We start from the raw sequence: 16284 nt of genomic DNA on the forward strand, positions 1-16284 counted from the left end.
ACTTGACCGGTAACGTCAGCCTCCCGGACCGCCGGGCCGGCTCCGTCCCCACCATCCACCCGCGAGGTGAGACTCAGTGACAGACTGGCGGATCTATCGCGGCGCGGGGCTGCCGCACGACGGAGTGCAGCGGTTGCCCGGCCCGCCGCCCTGGCGCGATTTCGCCTCCGTCGGCCCCGACGCCGACGGCTCCGACCCCGCCGCCACCGACCCGAGCGCCGCCCGCCGGCTCGGCGTACAGCGCCGCCTGGTGGAGAACCACCACCCGAGGCCCGCCGAGGTCGACGCCGTCAACGCGGCCCTCTACCTGCGCCGCCCGCTGCTGGTCACCGGCAATCCGGGCACCGGCAAGTCGACGCTGGCGCAGGCCGTCGCCCACGAACTGGGGCTCGGACGGGTCCTGCGCTGGCCGATCGTCAGCCGTACCGCCCTCCAGGACGGGCTCTACCGCTACGACGCCATCGGCCGGCTCCAGGACGTGCAACTGGAGCGCGCGCGGGGCGAGGCGGCCCCCTCGTCGGCGGCCGGCATCGGCTCGTACGTGCGCCTCGGACCGCTCGGCACCGCGCTGCTGCCGTCCGACCAGCCGCGCGTCCTGCTCGTCGACGAACTCGACAAGAGCGACCTCGACCTGCCGAACGACCTGCTCAACGCCCTGGAGGAAGGCGAGTTCGCCATCCCGGAGCTGGAGCGGATCGCCGACCGCGAGCCGGTCGTCGAGGTCCTGACCGACGACGGGCGCAAGGCGCCGGTGCACGGCGGCCGGATCCGCTGCACGACCTTCCCGTTCATCGTCCTCACCTCCAACGGCGAACGCGACTTCCCCGCCGCGCTGCTGCGCCGCTGCATCCAGCTCGAACTGGAGCCGCCCGGCGAGGAGCAGCTGACCGCCATGGTCGAGGCGCACCTCGGCAGTGCGGCGGCCACCGAGGGACGGGACCTGATCGAGCGGTTCCTCGCCCGCGAACCGGGCGAGATCATCGCCGCCGACCAGTTGCTCAACGCCCTCTACCTCACCCAGCACGCCCCGCGGGCCGAACGCGTCACCCGCGAGCGCATCGCCGACATGCTCATGCGACCACTCGACCGCCCGAGGTGAGCGCCGTATGGACCTGGGGGAACTTGTCGGCAGGCTGAGGCGCGGCGGTCTCGACCCGACCGCCGAGGAGGTCGCGGACGCCGTCTGGCTGGCGCAGTGGCTCCCGTCGGGCCGTACGCAGGCGGGTGCCGGCGGCGACCCCCGGGAGCCGGGCCGGGACACCGGCGCCGACCACGCCAGGACCCGCACGCCCGGGCCCGACGGCCCGGACTCCGGCGCCGAGGCCCCGGGCACCGGGTCCTCGGGCCTCTCGCCGGGTCCCGTCTCGCTGTACGCCCCCGGCGTGCGCGGCCGGTCCTCCGGTGGCCCGGCGTCCGCCGCATCCGACGCCTCCGCCTTCCCCGTACGCGCCCCCGCGGCAGCCGCCCTCCCCGGCCTGCTCGGCCTCCAGCGCGCCCTGCGGCCCCTGCGCCACTACACGGCCACCACCGCGCGCCCGGCGGCCGACGGACGCCTCGACGAGGACGCCACGGCGGAGCGCAGTGCCATGTCCGGTGTCCTGTGCCCCGTGCTGCGCCCCTCCGAGCGCCGCCGCGTGGACATCCAGCTGCTCATGGACACCGGGCCCGCGATGGCCGTCTGGGAGCGGATGGTCGAGGAACTGCGGCAGGCGTGCCAGCAGTCCGGTGTCTTCCGCGACGTACAGGTCCACCAGCTCTACGACGCCGGGGACGGCGGCGCGCCCCTCGTCGGCACCACGACCGGGCCCGGCGGGCACACCCGGCTGCGCCCCGCCGACCAGTTCCACGACCCCACAGGACGCCGGCTCACCCTCGTCGTCAGCGACTGCGTCGGCCCGCTGTGGCAGCGGGGCCGTGCGCAGCGGCTCGTCCACCAGTGGCCGCGCAGCTCGCCGCTGGCCGTCGTGCAGCCGCTGCCGCCCCGCCTGTGGGCGCGCACCGCGCTGCCCGCCGAGCCGGGGCTGCTGGTGCGCCCGGCGGGTGCGGGCGGGCGTACCGGTTTCGTGCCCGACGAGGAGCCGTGGGAGCCGCCGGAGGCGACGGCGCGGCCCGTCCCCGTGCTGCCGCCGACCCCCGAGGCGTTCGCGTCCTGGGCGCGGTTGCTGTCCGACCACGGCGGCAGCTCGGTGCGCGGCTGGGCGGCCTGGACCGGCGCCCACCAGCCGGTGGACGGCGCCGCCCCGGAACTCGTCCCGCCCGCGACGGCGTCCCCGCGCCCGCCCGAGCGCGGCGCCGACGAACTGCTGCGCGCCTTCCGGGCCAACGCCTCACCCGGCGGCGTACGCCTCGCGGTCCACCTGGCGGCGGCGCCGCTCACCCTGCCGGTGATGCAGCTCGTACAGCGGGCGATGCTGCCCGACACCGGGCCGATGGAACTCGCCGAGGTCCTGCTCGGCGGGCTGCTCAGGCAACTGCCCGGCGCGGGAGCCGACTCCCGTACGCCGTGCTACGTCTACGCGGACGGCGTGCAGGAGCTGCTGCTGAACTCGCTGGGACAGGACGCGGCGGCCCTGGTGCTCAAGCACTGCTCCTCGTACGTCGAACGGCACTTCGGCAAGGGCGCGCGCAACTTCTCCGCGCTCGCCGCCGCCAGGCTCTCCGAGCGCGGTGACGCCACGGCCCCCGACCTCCCGTGGGAACCGGCCGCCGACGGGGAGACCGGGGAGGACGGCGGACCCGCCGAACCCGAACTGTTCGCGGAGATCCCGGCGCGGGTACTGCGCTTCTACCAGCCCGACCTCGTCACCCCCGTACCGCTGGCCGAGGCGGAGCGGCTCCTCGGCCAGTGGCGCTCCCAGGCCGACCCGTCCCTGCTCCGCCGCGCCCGCGAACGGGCGCAGGCCGCGCTGCGTACCGGCGGCCCGGTCGCCGCCGGCACGCCGGGCAGCGGCGCCGGGCCGGCGGCGCGGGCGGGGCTGGTGCTGGGCAGGGTCCTGCTCGCGGAGGCGGGCGCACCGGCCGCCCGGGGCACCGACCAGGCGCGCGAGCTGCTGCTGCACGCCGTACGGGCGCTCGCCGGGGCCCGCGACCGCGCGCCCCGGGGCACCGGGGTCCGGGCCGACGCGTGCCTCGAACTCGCCGCCGTCCGCCACGCCCTGTGGCGCGAGACGGGCGACGGGGCGCACCTCGCGGCCGCCCTCGACGACCTCGCAGGCGACGCCACCGAGTGGCCCGCCGCGTCTCGCAGGACGCTGCACCTGCGCCGGGGGCGGCTGCTGCTGGCGCTGCGCCGGCCCGCTGAGGCGGTGCCCGAACTGAGCACGGGATGTGACCTGCTGGACGCCGAAGACGCCCCCGACAACCTGCGCTGCCCGGCCCTCCTCGACCTCGCCGACGCCCTGCGCGCCGCGAACGCCCCGCACGCCGGCACCGCCGAGGTCCTGACCCGCGCCGCCCGGGCGGCCGGCGACGACCCGGCGCTGCGTCTGCGCTGCCTGACGGCCCAGGCCCGGCTGCACGACGCGGCGGGCGAGCACCCGGCCGCCGACCGCGCGTACGAGACCGCGTCCGGTCTCGCCCCTCCCGACAGCGCCCGCCGCTGCGCACTCCTCACCGAATGGGGCGAGTCGCTGCTGCGCCGGGCCGCCGCCGAACCGCAGACGGCCGGCGAGGACACCGTGGGCCGGGCGGAGAGCGTGCTGCGCGAGGCGCTCGCCGGGATGCCCGCCCGCTCACCGTCCCGCAGCAGGCTGCACCTCCTGCTCGGCAGCGCGCTGGCGCTCCGCTTCCGGCGGGTCGGCTTCCTGCCCGACCTCTACGAAGGCCGCCACCTGCTGGAGGAGGCCGCCAAACGGCTGCCCGGCACCGGCCTGCGCGCCGAGGCGTGGCTGGTGCTGGGCCGGGTCCGGTACGAACTCGCCCTGGTGTCGACGGCGACGCTGCTGTCGGACGCCCTCCAGGCCTACGAGAGCGCCCGGCGCGACGCCGACGACGCGCACGGCGACCGCCCGGGCTCCCGGACCGCGGCCCGGGCCCTGTACGCACAGGGCTGCGTACTGGAGGCCATGGGCCGTACGGAGGCCGCGCGGCGGGCCTTCGAGCGCGCCCACGGGCGATGGCAGCGGCTGACGGCCTCGCTCGTCGAAGTGGACTGGCACGAGGCGGGCGCGCCCCGGGAACGGGCGTCCCGCCTCGCGCAAGCGGCGGCAGAAGCGGAAGCGGACGCGGGCCCCGGTGGCGGTGCGGCGGACCGGTCGGGCGGCCGGCGGCCGACCGCCCCGGAGCGGCGGCGACTGGCGCCCCCGTGGTGGACGTTGCCCGAGGTGGGTGCCGGTTGACCGGAGTGCAGTCGAACATGTTTCTGTTTCACCGGTGTCGGGAAGAACTGGGCAGCCGCTGCGGCCGTGCGGGACGGGTGCCGGCAGGAGGGAGGCGGGCGTGTCGCACAGGAACACCGTGGTTGCCGGCCAGGGGCGGGACGCCGGACAGCCCCCGGTCGTACCGGACCTCACCGACGTCGACCTGCGGACTTTACGCACCTCGGACGATCCAGGGCTCACCGAGGCGGTCGGCCGCGTCCTCGACCGGCCCGGAGACCTGGCAGAGGCGTGGTGGACGGGCGACGAGCCGGGAACCCGCTGAGCGGCGGCGCTTTCTGGTCAGATGCGTGGACCGCACAACGGTCGCGCGGCGGGCCCGGGGCGCGCACGCCGATGCAAGGGGGGCGGCGTGACGTCGACCCCGCTCTCGTCCGCCTTCCTCACCCAGCTCGCCCGCACCCGGCCCGACCCGGCCTGCACCCTGGCCCTGCGCGTCGGTCTGCACGCCCGCCGGCTGCTGCTCCTGAAGTCGCTGCTGACCCGCGTGGAGGGGCAGCGGTCCCCCGCCGCACGTGACCGCTTCCTCCGGCACTGGATGCTGCTGGAGTACGCCGAACGGCACGACCCAGCGGCGGTCCGCGACGTCATCGACTACCCGCTGACCGGTGCGTGGCTGGCGGGTGCCCTCACGGCCCCCGAAGGCCCCGCCCTCGACCGGCACCTCGCCCACTTCGGGGGCATAGCGGCCACCGCGGCCGTGCGCGCGGGCTGCGACCTGCGCCTCACCCTGGACGCCCCCGCCGGACTGCTGGGTCTGCCCGGCCTCGGCACCCTGCGCTGCCCGGCCCGCCGCGCCGAACTGCACGCCCGGGGCCGGACCGTACGGATCACCGGCGGCGGCCGTACCGGCGCCCTCCTGCTGCGGCGGACCGGCGGCCCCGGCGGCAGGCCCGCCGGCGGCGGACCCGGCTGGTCGGGGCTGCGCACCCTGCCGGGAACCGCCGCCGTCCTCGACGACCTCGATCCCTACCGGGTCCCGCCCGGTGCCGCCGCCACCATGCCCGCGGCGGAGCGGGCCACCGTCGCCCGCGAACCCTGGGCGCGGCTGTGGAGCCGGGCCGTCGCGCTGATCGGCCGCACCGACCCCGCACGCGCCGCCGAGATACTGGCCGTGCAGCGCGTGGTCGTGCCCCTCGCCCCCGCCGACCCGGCCGCGTACGAGGGACGCCATCCCATGAGCGCGACGCTGCGGGCGGCGCCCGGCGGCGTACTGACGTCGCTGCCGGACGGACCCGGCGAGCTGGCCGAGGTGCTGGTCCACGAGACCCACCACACCAAGCTGACCGCCCTCCACGAACGCGTCCCGCTGTACCGCCCCGGCGGCCAGGAGCTGCACCGGGTCGCCTGGCGCACCGACCCCAGGCCGGTGGCGGGCGTCTTCCAGGGCGCGTACGCCCATCTGGCGCTCACCGACCTGTGGCGGCGCGGGGCCGCCGGGGCCCCGGCGGCCTGGCGCCACCGGGCCGGCGAACAGTTCGCCCGACACCGGGGACACGTGGCACAGGCGTTGTCCGTACTGCTTGAATCCGATGAACTGACCAATGCGGGAAGGGAGTTCGCGCAGGAGATGCGCGTACACCACGCGAGCCTCGGTGCGGCTCGCCGGACCTTTGAGTGACACTGTGCCCATCGGTCGTGACAGTCGGTCGAGGGGCACTGGCGGAGCGGGACAGGGAGACGTGCAGATGGTGGATCAGCGGCGCTCGGGCGGGGCCGGTGCGGCGGACCGTGGCGGCCCGGACGGCCCGGAGCACTTCCTCGTGGTCTTCCCGGGCTATCACCGGCCCTGGGCCAACTGGATCGGACAGCGGCTGGAGGCCCACGGCCTGCGGGTCACCCTCCAGCGCTGGGACCCGCCCCGCGAGGTGCCGCTGGAGGAGTCGCTCGGCGACCTGCTGCTGTCCAGCGGGCGCGTCCTGCTCGTCCTCAACGACTGGTTCTTCGAGCTGGGCCCCCGGGCGCCCGGCGAGTGGAACGACGTCCTGCGCGGATACGTCGCCGCGCACGCCGGCCGCTTCGCCGCCGTCAACCTCACCAACCGCCAGCTGCCGCCCGCCACCGCCGTACTGGAACCGGTCAGCCTGTGGAGCGCCGGCGAGCAGGAGGCCGAGGAACGGCTGCTCGGCAGGCTCGGCATCGACTTCCGGCGCGCCTCCGGTCGCCGCCCCGCCGCCGGCGGCTCACGCTTCCCGAACACACCCCCCGAGATCTGGGGCGAGGTGCCGCGCCGCAACGGCCGCTTCACCGGCCGCGACGACCTGCTCACCGACCTCCAGCAGCGCCTGACCGAGGCCGAGCACGGCAACTCCGCCTGCACCCTCCTCGGCATGTCCGGCATCGGCAAGACCCAGCTCGCCGCCGAGTACGCCCACCGCTTCAGCACCGACTACGACGTCATCTGGTGGGTCAACTCCGACGACCGCAACATCCAGCGCGACCGCTTCGGCGAGCTCGCCGTCGAACTGGGCCTGCACAGCGGCAGCGAGCCCGGCGAACGCATCCGCGCCGTCCGCGAGGCCCTGCGGCGCGGTGAACCGTACGGCCGCTGGCTCGTCATCTTCGACGGCTGGGACGACATGGACGGCGCCGGCGTCCTGCTGCCGCACGGCCCCGGCCACACCATCGTCACCTCGCGCAACAGGGGCTGGGGCGAGTACACGGACGTGCTCGAAGTGCCCAGCTTCGACCGGGCCGAGTCCACCGCCTACCTGATGCGCCGCGCCCCGCACGTCACCTTCGACCAGGCCGACGAGGTCGCCGCCGAGTTCGGCGACGTGCCGCTGCCGCTCGTGCAGGCCGCCTCCTGGCTGGGCGAGTCCCGGATGGAGGTGCCCGAGTACCTGCGCATGGTCCGCGAGGGCAGGCTGTCCACGGTCGAGGAGCCCGTCGGCGACGGCTTCCCGCACTCCTCGCTCACCTCCTGGTCCATCCTCATCAACCGGCTCCGGCGCACCCAGCCGCAGGCCGTCGAGGTGCTCAGCCTGTGCGCGTCCTTCGCCCCCGGCCGCATCCCCCTCGGACTCGCCCGCGCCTACCCGCAGGCCGACCTGCCCGAGGACCTGCGGTGGATGAGCACCGACCTGCCCGCCTGGACCCGGGCCCTGGACACCCTGGTCAACTACTCCGTGCTCACCCGGGAGAGCCGCGGCCCCGTCAACGCCGAGATGGGCCCGCACCAGGAGTCCGTCCACATGCACCGGCTCGTCCACGACATCGTGTCCCGGCTCACCGGCGACGAGCGCCGCGAAACCCACCGCAAGGCCGTCCGCACGCTGCTGGCCGAGGCCGACCCCGGCAACCCCCTCGACAGCAGGCAGTGGCCCCGGTACGCCGAACTGCTGCCCCACCTGGAACCCTCGGGCGCGCTCAGCAGCTCCAACAGCCGGGTCCAGGCCGCCGTGCTCAACTGCCTGCGCTACTGCGTGCGCAGCGGCGAGTCCACGGCCGGCAACCGGCTCGCCGAGCAGATCCGGACGCACTGGACGGCGTTCATGGACCCGCTCGCCCAGCACATGCTCGACCTGACCATCCAGCAGGGCAACCTGCTGCGTTCCGCCGGCCGCTTCCGGGAGGCGTACGAACTGGAACGCACCCTGCGCGACCGGCTGCGCACCGCGGAGCCGCGCAACGAACTCGGCGAACTCAGCGTCAACGGCGCCCTCGCCAGCAGCCTGCGCCGGCTCGGCCGCTACACGGAGGCGCTCGAACTGCAGCAGCAGGTGCTGGAGGACGCCGAACGGCTGCTCGGCGCCAACGAGCTGACGTCCATCAACGCCCGGCACAACCTCAGCGTCGGACTGCGGCTGCTGGGGCGCTACCGGGAGGCGTACGACCTGGACCTGGAGACCCTCAGCCGACGCGAGGCCGTGCTGCGCGCCCGCCACATCACCACCCTCAACTCCGGCAACGCGGTCGCCCACGGACTGCGGCTGCTGGGCCAGTACCGGGACTCCGTGGCCCGGCAGGAGCCGGTGGTGCGGCTCCACGTGCAGGTGCTCGGCCCGCTCCACCCCCAGACGCTGGCGGCCCGCGTGCACCTGGCGCTCGCCCGGCGGCGCGAGGGCGGCTTCCAGCAGGACATCGGGCCGCTCATGGACAGCCTGATGGAACAACTGGAGCAGGTGCACGGCCGCACCCACCACAACACGCTGTCCTTCATCAACGACTACGGGAACTTCCAGCGCGAACACGGCGACCTGGACCGGGCCAGGGACCTCATCGCCGAGGCGGAGGCCGGATACCGCGCGCTGCTCGGACCCGCCCACCCCGTCGCCACCGGCATGCTCGCCAACACAGGTCTGGTGATGCAGGCGTCCGGCGACCGCGGCGAGGCCATGTCCATGTTCGAGTCCGCGCTCGCCGGCCTGACCGCCACCCTCGGCGGCGACCACCCCTGGGTACTGGGGTGCGCCCTCAACGCGGCCGGCGGCCGCAACTTCAACGGCAGGGTCGCGGACGCCGCCGAGCTCAGCCGCGACACCCTGCGCAGGTCGCGCCGGGCGCTCGGCGACGAACACCCGCTCACCCTGTCCTGCCAGACCGCGCTCGCCGCCGACCTGCGGGCCCTGCGGGAACACGAGGAGGCCGACAAGGTCGAGGCGGACGCCCTGCTGACCCTCACCCGCACCCTGGGCGCCCAGCACCCGCACACCCTGTCCGCCCGCCAGCGGACCCGCCCGTACTGGGACTTCGAGGCGTACCTCGGCTGAGCCGGCTCCCCGCCCCGTACGCCGCAGGGCCCGGCGCCGCATCGCTGCGGTGCCGGGCCCTGCGGGGCGTACGAGCCGTCCGGTCAGGCCTCGAAGACCTCGTTGAGCAGCTGCTGCTGCTCGGCCTGGTGGCGCTTGGCCGAGCCGACCGCCGGGGACGAGCCGTGCGGGCGCGAGATGCGCCGCAGCCGCTCGCCGTGCGGGATGTCGGCGCCGACCGCCAGGTCGAGGTGGTCGATCAGGTTGAGCGCGATGAACGGCCACGCACCCTGGTTCGCCGGCTCCTCCTGCGCCCACAGGTACTTCTCGGCGTTCGGGTACTTGGCGATCTCCTGCTGGAGCTCCTTGCCCGGCAGCGGGTACAGGCGCTCCAGACGGATGAGCGCCGTCTGGGTGTCGCCGCGCTTCTGGCGCTCGGCCTCCAGGTCGTAGTAGACCTTGCCGGCGCAGAAGACGACCTTGCGGACGCCGGCCGGGTCCACGGTCGAGTCGCCGATCACCGGGCGGAAGCCGCCGGTGGTGAACTCCTCCGCCTTCGACGCCGCCGCCTTCAGACGCAGCATCGACTTCGGGGTGAAGACGATGAGCGGCTTGTGGTGCGGGTTGTGGACCTGCCAGCGCAGCAGGTGGAAGTAGTTCGACGGCAGGGTCGGCATCGCGACCGTCATGTTGTCCTGGGCGCACATCTGGAGGAAGCGCTCGGGACGCGCGGACGAGTGGTCCGGGCCCTGGCCCTCGTAACCGTGCGGCAGCAGGAGCGTGACGCCGGACGTCTGGCCCCACTTCTGCTCGGCCGAGGAGATGAACTCGTCGACGACGGTCTGCGCGCCGTTGACGAAGTCGCCGAACTGGGCCTCCCACATGACCAGCGACTCGGGCCGGGCGAGCGAGTAGCCGTACTCGAAGCCCATGCACGCGTACTCGGAGAGCAGCGAGTCGTAGACGTTGTAGCGGGCCTGGTCCTCGGAGAGGTACTGGAGCGGGGTGTAGTCCTCGCCGGTGTTCTGGTCGACGAGCACCGCGTGGCGCTGGCCGAACGTACCGCGGCGGGTGTCCTGGCCGGACAGCCGGACCGGGACGCCCTCCATCAGCAGCGAGCCGATGGCGAGGGTCTCGCCCATGCCCCAGTCGATCGTGCCGTCCTCCACCGAGGCCGCGCGGCGCTGCATCTGCGGCATCAGGCGCGGGTGGACGGTGATCCGGTCGGGGATGTTGACCTGGGACTCGGCGATCCGCTTGACGACCTCCTGGGAGACCGCCGTGGCGACGGCCACCGGGAACTCGGCCTGCACCTCGGGGGTGTGCGCCGGAGCCGGGTTCGAGGTGGCCTCGCGGACCTCCGCGAACACCTTCTCCAACTGGCCCTGGAAGTCCTGGAGCGCCTGCTCCGCCTCTTCCAGCGTGATGTCGCCGCGGCCGATGAGCGACTCGGTGTAGAGCTTGCGCACCGAGCGCTTCACGTCGATCAGCGTGTACATCTGCGGGTTGGTGAACTGCGGGTTGTCGCCCTCGTTGTGGCCGCGGCGGCGGTAGCAGATGAGGTCGATCACCACGTCCTTGTTGAAGGACTGGCGGAACTCGAAGGCGAGCCGCGCGACGCGGACCACGGCCTCCGGGTCGTCGCCGTTCACGTGGAAGATCGGCGCCTCGATCATGCGGGCCACGTCGGTCGCGTACATCGACGAACGCGAGGACTCCGGGGCGGCGGTGAAGCCGACCTGGTTGTTGATGACGATGTGGACCGTGCCGCCGGTGCGGTAACCCCGCAGCTGCGACATGTTGAGCGTCTCCGCGACGACGCCCTGGCCCGCGAAGGCCGCGTCGCCGTGCAGGGCGATGGGCAGGACGGTGAAGTCCGTGCCGCCCTTGTTGATGACGTCCTGCTTGGCGCGGGCGACACCCTCCAGGACCGGGTCCACCGCCTCCAGGTGCGAGGGGTTGGCGACGAGCGAGACCTTGATCTGCTCGCCGTCCAGGCCGGTGAAGGTGCCCTCGGCGCCCAGGTGGTACTTCACGTCGCCGGAGCCGTGCATCGACTTCGGGTCGAGGTTGCCCTCGAACTCGCGGAAGATCTGGGCGTACGACTTGCCGACGATGTTCGCCAGGACGTTCAGCCGGCCGCGGTGGGCCATGCCGATGACGACCTCGTCGAGCCGGGACTCCGCCGCGCTGTCGATGACCGCGTCCAGCAGCGGGATGACGGACTCGCCGCCCTCCAGCGAGAAGCGCTTCTGGCCGACGTACTTCGTCTGGAGGAACGTCTCGAACGCCTCGGCGGCGTTCAGGCGGCGCAGGATGCGCAGCTGCTCCTCGCGCTCCGGCTTGGCGTGCGGGCGCTCCACGCGGTCCTGGATCCACTTGCGCTGCTTCGGGTCCTGGATGTGCATGAACTCGACGCCGACGGTCCGGACGTACGAGTCGCGCAGGACGCCGAGGATGTCGCGCAGCTTCATCATCGACTTGCCGGCGAAACCGCCGACGGCGAACTCGCGCTCCAGGTCCCAGAGCGTGAGGCCGTGCTCGTTGATGTCCAGGTCGGGGTGCTTGCGCTGCTTGTACTCCAGCGGGTCGGTGTCGGCCATGACGTGGCCGCGGACCCGGTAGGAGTGGATCAGCTCGAAGACGCGGGCGGCCTTCGTGACGTCGTCGTCGTGCGAGACGTCGATGTCCTTGAGCCAGCGGACCGGCTCGTACGGGATCCGCAGGGCCTCGAAGATGTCGTCGTAGAAGCCGTTCTCGCCGAGGAGCAGGTTGGCGAGGATCCGCAGGAACTCGCCGGAGGCGGCGCCCTGGATGACCCGGTGGTCGTACGTCGAGGTCAGGGTCATGACCTTGGAGATGCCCAGCTTGTTCAGGGTGTCCTGCGAGGTGCCCTGGAACTCGGCCGGGTAGTCCATCGCGCCGACGCCCATGATGAGGCCCTGTCCGGGCATCAGGCGGGGCACCGAGTGGACGGTGCCGATGCCGCCGGGGTTCGTCAGCGACGCGGTGACGCCGGTGAAGTCGTCCATCGTCAGCTTGTTCGCGCGGGCGCGGCGGACGATGTCCTCGTACGCCTGCCAGAACTCGAAGAAGTTGAGCGTCTCGGCCTTCTTGATGGCCGCGACGACGAGCTGGCGGTCACCGTTGGGCTTGACCAGGTCGATGGCCAGGCCCAGGTTCACGTGCGGGGGCTTGACCAGCGTCGGCTTGCCGTCCTTCTCCGCGAAGGAGTAGTTCATCGACGGCATGGCCTTGAGGGCCTGCACCATCGCGAACCCGATGAGGTGCGTGAAGGAGACCTTCCCGCCCCGGGCGCGCTTGAGGTGGTTGTTGATGACGATGCGGTTGTCGAACAGCAGCTTCACCGGGACGGCGCGCACGGACGTGGCCGTGGGCAGCTCCAGCGAGGCGTTCATGTTCTTGGCGACGGCCGCGGAGGGCCCGCGCAGCGTCACGTACTCGGGGCCCTCGGGGGCCTCCTTGGCGGCCTCGGCCTTGGGCTCGGCCTTCGCCTTCGCGCCGGCCTGCTGTGCGGCGGCCGGTGCGGGGGCGGAGGCGGGCTTGGCGGCGGGCGCGGCCTGGGCCGCGGGCTTCGCCGCGGCGGGGGCCTGCGCGGTGGCCGCGGGCGTCGCCGGGGTGGCGGGCGCGGCGGGGGCCGGAGCGGCCTGGGCCGGCTGTGCGGCGGCCCCGGTCACGTCTTCGGCCTCGGGGGTGGCGGACTTCTCCGCCGCCGGGGTGGATCCGGGCTTGTAGTCGGCGAAGAAGTCCCACCAGGCGCGGTCGACCGAATTCGGGTCCTGGAGGTACTGCTGGTAGATCTCGTCGACGAGCCACTCATTGGGACCGAAGGCGGCGGCAGGGTTCTTCCCTTGCCCGTCTTGGTCGGTCGAGACGCTCGGGCTACTGGGGGACTGAGACGACACGGCGTTAACCGCCCTCTTCCGCTTCGCAAGGTGATGGACAGCGGAAATAAAGGCTACGCCTCCCGGGCCGAGAGGTGCAGGCCGGGCGGGCCTTCCGTCGCGTAAGTCACATCGGAGCGCTGGTTTCGGCGCCTGGAATGGCGGGAAACAAGCGTGGTTCCGGTGTGGTCCGCTGCGGTCCGGGTAGGACGGACCGTGGTTACGGCCCACTTTGGGCCGCACCCCCATGGGATGACACGCAGAACGTGTGCTTCCGGTTCGACCCTACGTCAACGGACGAGTAGCTGGCTTCCCCGGAAGGGTGACCTGGATCCGGCAGCCGCGCGCGGATTCGGCCACACCGATCCGCCCGCCGTGCAGATCCACCGCCCAGCGGGCGATCGCGAGGCCGAGCCCCGTGCCGCCGTCGCTGCCGGGACCGTGCGGCGCCGGCAGGCTGCCCCGGTTGAAACGCTCGAAGACCCGGTGCCACTCGGACTCGGGTATGCCCGGCCCCTCGTCCAGGACCTCCAGGTCCAGGCTCTCCGGCTGCGGGCCCCGCCGGGCCCGCACGGTGACGCGGCCGTGCGGCGGGCTGTGCTTGACCGCGTTGTCGAGCAGGTTGGCGACGACCTGGTGCAGCCGTTCGATATCCGCGTGCGCGGTCAGCTCGGGCGGCGACACGTCCAGGTGCAGATGCACGTCCGTACGCGTATGACTGCCGGAACCGGAGGCCAGACCGCGCTGCGAGGCGATCACGTTGACCTCCTTCAGCACGCCCGAGAGGTACGGCCAGACCTCGAAGCGGTGCGCCTTCAGCGGTACGACGCCGTTGTCGAGCCGGGACAGGTCGAGCAGCGTCTCCACCAGCCTGCCGAGCCGCTCGGTCTGCTTCAGCGCCGTACGCATCGTCTCGGGGTCCGCGGCGGACACCCCGTCCACGACGTTCTCCAGCACCGCTCTCAGCCCCGCGATGGGAGTCCTGAGCTCGTGGGAGACGTTGGCGACCAACTCCTTGCGGTGCCGGTCCACGGCCTCCAGATCGTCCGCCATGCGGTTGATCGTGGCCGCCAGGTCACCGAGCTCGTCACGGCGGCCCGCGCCGCGCACCCGCCGGGTGTAGTCGCCGTGCGCGATGGACTTCGCCACCGTCGTCATCTCGTCCAGCGGGGAGGTCAGGCTGTGCGCCACGAACTGGGTGATCAGCATCGACGCGATCACGGAGAAGACCGTGATGAACCGCAGCTCGGTCTTGGTCCGCAGCGCCACGAGGATGAGCCCGGTGGTGATGAAGACCGAGACGACGACGAGCGTCCCCAGCTTGGTCTTGATCGAGAAGGGCCGCAGCCCGTTGCCCTGCCGCGTCATGCCGACGGCCCGTTCGTCCGCCGCCTCACGCCGACGGCCCGTTCTCCCGCCGCGTCATGCCGGCGGGGTCTCCAGTGCGTAGCCCACTCCGTGGACCGTACGGATCCGCTCCGCGCCGATCTTCCGCCGCAGCGCCTTGATGTGGCTGTCGACGGTCCGGGTGCCCGACGCGTCCGCCCAGTCCCACACCTCGGCGAGCAACTGCTCGCGAGAGAGGACCGCGCGCGGCGTGTTCGCCAGGCAGACCAGCAGATCGAACTCGGTCGGCGTCAGGTGTACGTCGTCGCCCCGCACCCGCACCCGGCGCTGCGCGTGGTCGATCTCCAGCTCACCGAGGCGCAGGATGCCGCTGCGCGGCGTCGAGGCGGCGAGCGTCGCGCGCTCCACCCTGCGCAGCAGGACGTGCACCCGCGCCGCGAGCTCGCGCATCGAGAACGGCTTGGTCATGTAGTCGTCGGCGCCGACCCCGAGCCCGACCAGCATGTCGGTCTCGTCGTCGCGCGCCGTGAGCATCAGCACCGGCACCGGCCGCTGCGCCTGCACGCGGCGGCAGACCTCGAGACCGTCAAAACCCGGCAGCATGATGTCGAGAACCATCAGGTCGGGCTGCCACGCCTCGGCGGCGTCCACCGCCGCGGGACCGTCGACCGCCGTCTGCACCTGGAAGCCCTCGGCGCGAAGTCGCGCGGCAATGGCGTCGACGATGGTCGCGTCGTCCTCGACGACCAGCACCCGGCGCTGAGCGCCCGGAGTGGCCGCGAGGCCGTTGTGGCTGGTGTGTGTCTGCTCCATTGCCCCGCCCCTGGGAGTTCTCTTCTATCCCACGTCTAGGGCAGCAGCGTAGATGCACCGACTGCGTCCCGGCTACGCAGGGCGAACCGCGAGATGGACCACGTCAGGAACGCCCCGGGCAACTTGGATCTCTTCAGTCCTAACCAAGTTGAATCCGGCATTCCGCAACGCTTCCTCGAATGCGGGGGACGGCTGGGCGGACCAGACGGCGAGGACTCCTCCAGGTCGCAGCCGCCTCATACACCCCGCAAGTCCTTGCGGTGAATAGAGATTGGCGTTGTCGTCGGTAACCGTCCAGTCGGGCCCGTTGTCGATGTCGAGGCAGAGCGCGTCGTACGCGCTGTGGTCCGTACCAACACCGCCGATCCGGTTTTCTCTGACGTAATCCACTAGATCGGTGTGAATGATCTCGCACCGAGAATCAGCAAAAGCTTCACGGGAAATCCGCGACAACGGCCCCTCTCGGTGCCAGTCGATGATCGCCTCCTCCCGCTCGACGACGGCGATCCGCCCCCACCGCTCCTGCGCGGCGGCCCGGGCGAGCGAGAAGCCGACCCCGAGCCCGCCGATGAGGAGGGCGGGGGAGCGACGGGACGCGGGAAGGGCGGCCAGAGCGGCGTCGACGAGCAGCCGCTCGGAGCGCCCGTCGGAGGTGTCCATGAGGAAACACCCGTTGGCAATGATCTCGAAGTGCTCCCCCCGCCCCCGCAGAACAACTTCCCCGTACGGCCCCACCCGCCGGTCGAGGGTGGTGGCGCGGGGGGTGTGGGGGGCCTGTGGGGCCTGTGGGGCCTGTGGGGTGCTTGGGATGGCGGCCTGGATGGTCATGGGGAACCTCCGGGGGTGTGGGTGGGCTCTCGGGTGGGTGGGGTGGGAGTGAGGTGGGGTGGGGTGGGGTGGGCGTTGTCCGGTTGGGGGCGTGTTGCAGGGAGTTGGGCTGGTGTCGGATTCATCCTGGCGTTGCGAGGCTGGCGACGGGAAACGATTTGATGGATTGGTGCGGCGGGGGTGGGGCGGCGGTGGGGGGCTTTGTTGGGGCGGGGGCGTTGGTTGTTTCTGGTGTGGGGGCCGCCTTTGGGAGGGTGGCGTCGGAGGTTCGGCGGTAAAGGGCGCGGAGGGCGGGCGGCGCCCAGGGGGGGTTGGGCTAGGACA

At 72.9% G+C, this 16284-nt stretch carries 9 protein-coding genes; 5 read left to right on the top strand and 4 right to left on the bottom strand.

Annotated elements, in window-relative coordinates:
- Positions 1-76 precede the first annotated feature (76 nt).
- The 5 genes from ACWGH0_RS16665 to fxsT all read left to right on the top strand — a co-directional run bounded on the left by ACWGH0_RS16665 (position 77) and on the right by fxsT (position 9088).
- Positions 77-1099: an AAA family ATPase gene (locus tag ACWGH0_RS16665; RefSeq protein ID WP_453404862.1), complete on the top strand. Its 1023-nt coding sequence runs from the start codon at positions 77-79 to the stop codon at positions 1097-1099.
- Positions 1100-1106: 7 nt separating this feature from the next.
- Positions 1107-4337: an SAV_2336 N-terminal domain-related protein gene (locus ACWGH0_RS16670; RefSeq protein ID WP_453404863.1), complete on the top strand. Its 3231-nt coding sequence runs from the start codon at positions 1107-1109 to the stop codon at positions 4335-4337.
- 100 nt (positions 4338-4437) lie between these two features.
- Positions 4438-4641 carry an FxSxx-COOH cyclophane-containing RiPP peptide gene (fxsA, locus tag ACWGH0_RS16675; protein WP_453404864.1) on the top strand — a complete coding sequence of 68 codons (204 nt, stop codon included), beginning with the start codon at positions 4438-4440 and terminating at the stop codon, positions 4639-4641.
- Positions 4642-4728: 87 nt separating this feature from the next.
- Positions 4729-5997, top strand: coding sequence for an aKG-HExxH-type peptide beta-hydroxylase (locus ACWGH0_RS16680; protein ID WP_453404865.1), 1269 nt, complete (start codon positions 4729-4731; stop codon positions 5995-5997).
- Positions 5998-6064: 67 nt separating this feature from the next.
- On the top strand, positions 6065-9088 hold the full coding sequence (gene fxsT, locus ACWGH0_RS16685; RefSeq protein ID WP_453404866.1) for an FxSxx-COOH system tetratricopeptide repeat protein: 3024 nt from the start codon (positions 6065-6067) through the stop codon (positions 9086-9088).
- Between the two features lie 83 nt (positions 9089-9171).
- On the opposite strand, the gene ACWGH0_RS16690 is transcribed toward fxsT, so the two are convergent.
- The 4 genes from ACWGH0_RS16690 to ACWGH0_RS16705 form a co-directional block, all read right to left on the bottom strand.
- A complete protein-coding gene (locus tag ACWGH0_RS16690) occupies positions 9172-12993 on the bottom strand; it encodes a multifunctional oxoglutarate decarboxylase/oxoglutarate dehydrogenase thiamine pyrophosphate-binding subunit/dihydrolipoyllysine-residue succinyltransferase subunit (RefSeq protein ID WP_453404867.1) in 3822 nt (1273 codons plus the stop codon).
- 264 nt (positions 12994-13257) lie between these two features.
- The gene (locus ACWGH0_RS16695; protein ID WP_453404868.1) at positions 13258-14340 is read right to left on the bottom strand and encodes a HAMP domain-containing sensor histidine kinase; all 1083 of its coding nucleotides are present in this window, start codon (positions 14338-14340) and stop codon (positions 13258-13260) included.
- Positions 14341-14394: 54 nt separating this feature from the next.
- Entirely contained in the window at positions 14395-15132 is a 738-nt protein-coding gene (locus tag ACWGH0_RS16700) for a response regulator transcription factor (protein WP_069926973.1), read from the bottom strand.
- 72 nt (positions 15133-15204) lie between these two features.
- The gene (locus ACWGH0_RS16705; protein WP_453404869.1) at positions 15205-15960 is read right to left on the bottom strand and encodes a spermidine synthase; all 756 of its coding nucleotides are present in this window, start codon (positions 15958-15960) and stop codon (positions 15205-15207) included.
- Between the last annotated feature and the right edge of the window lie 324 nt (positions 15961-16284).

Source organism: Streptomyces sp. NPDC054887 (genome assembly GCF_053610585.1).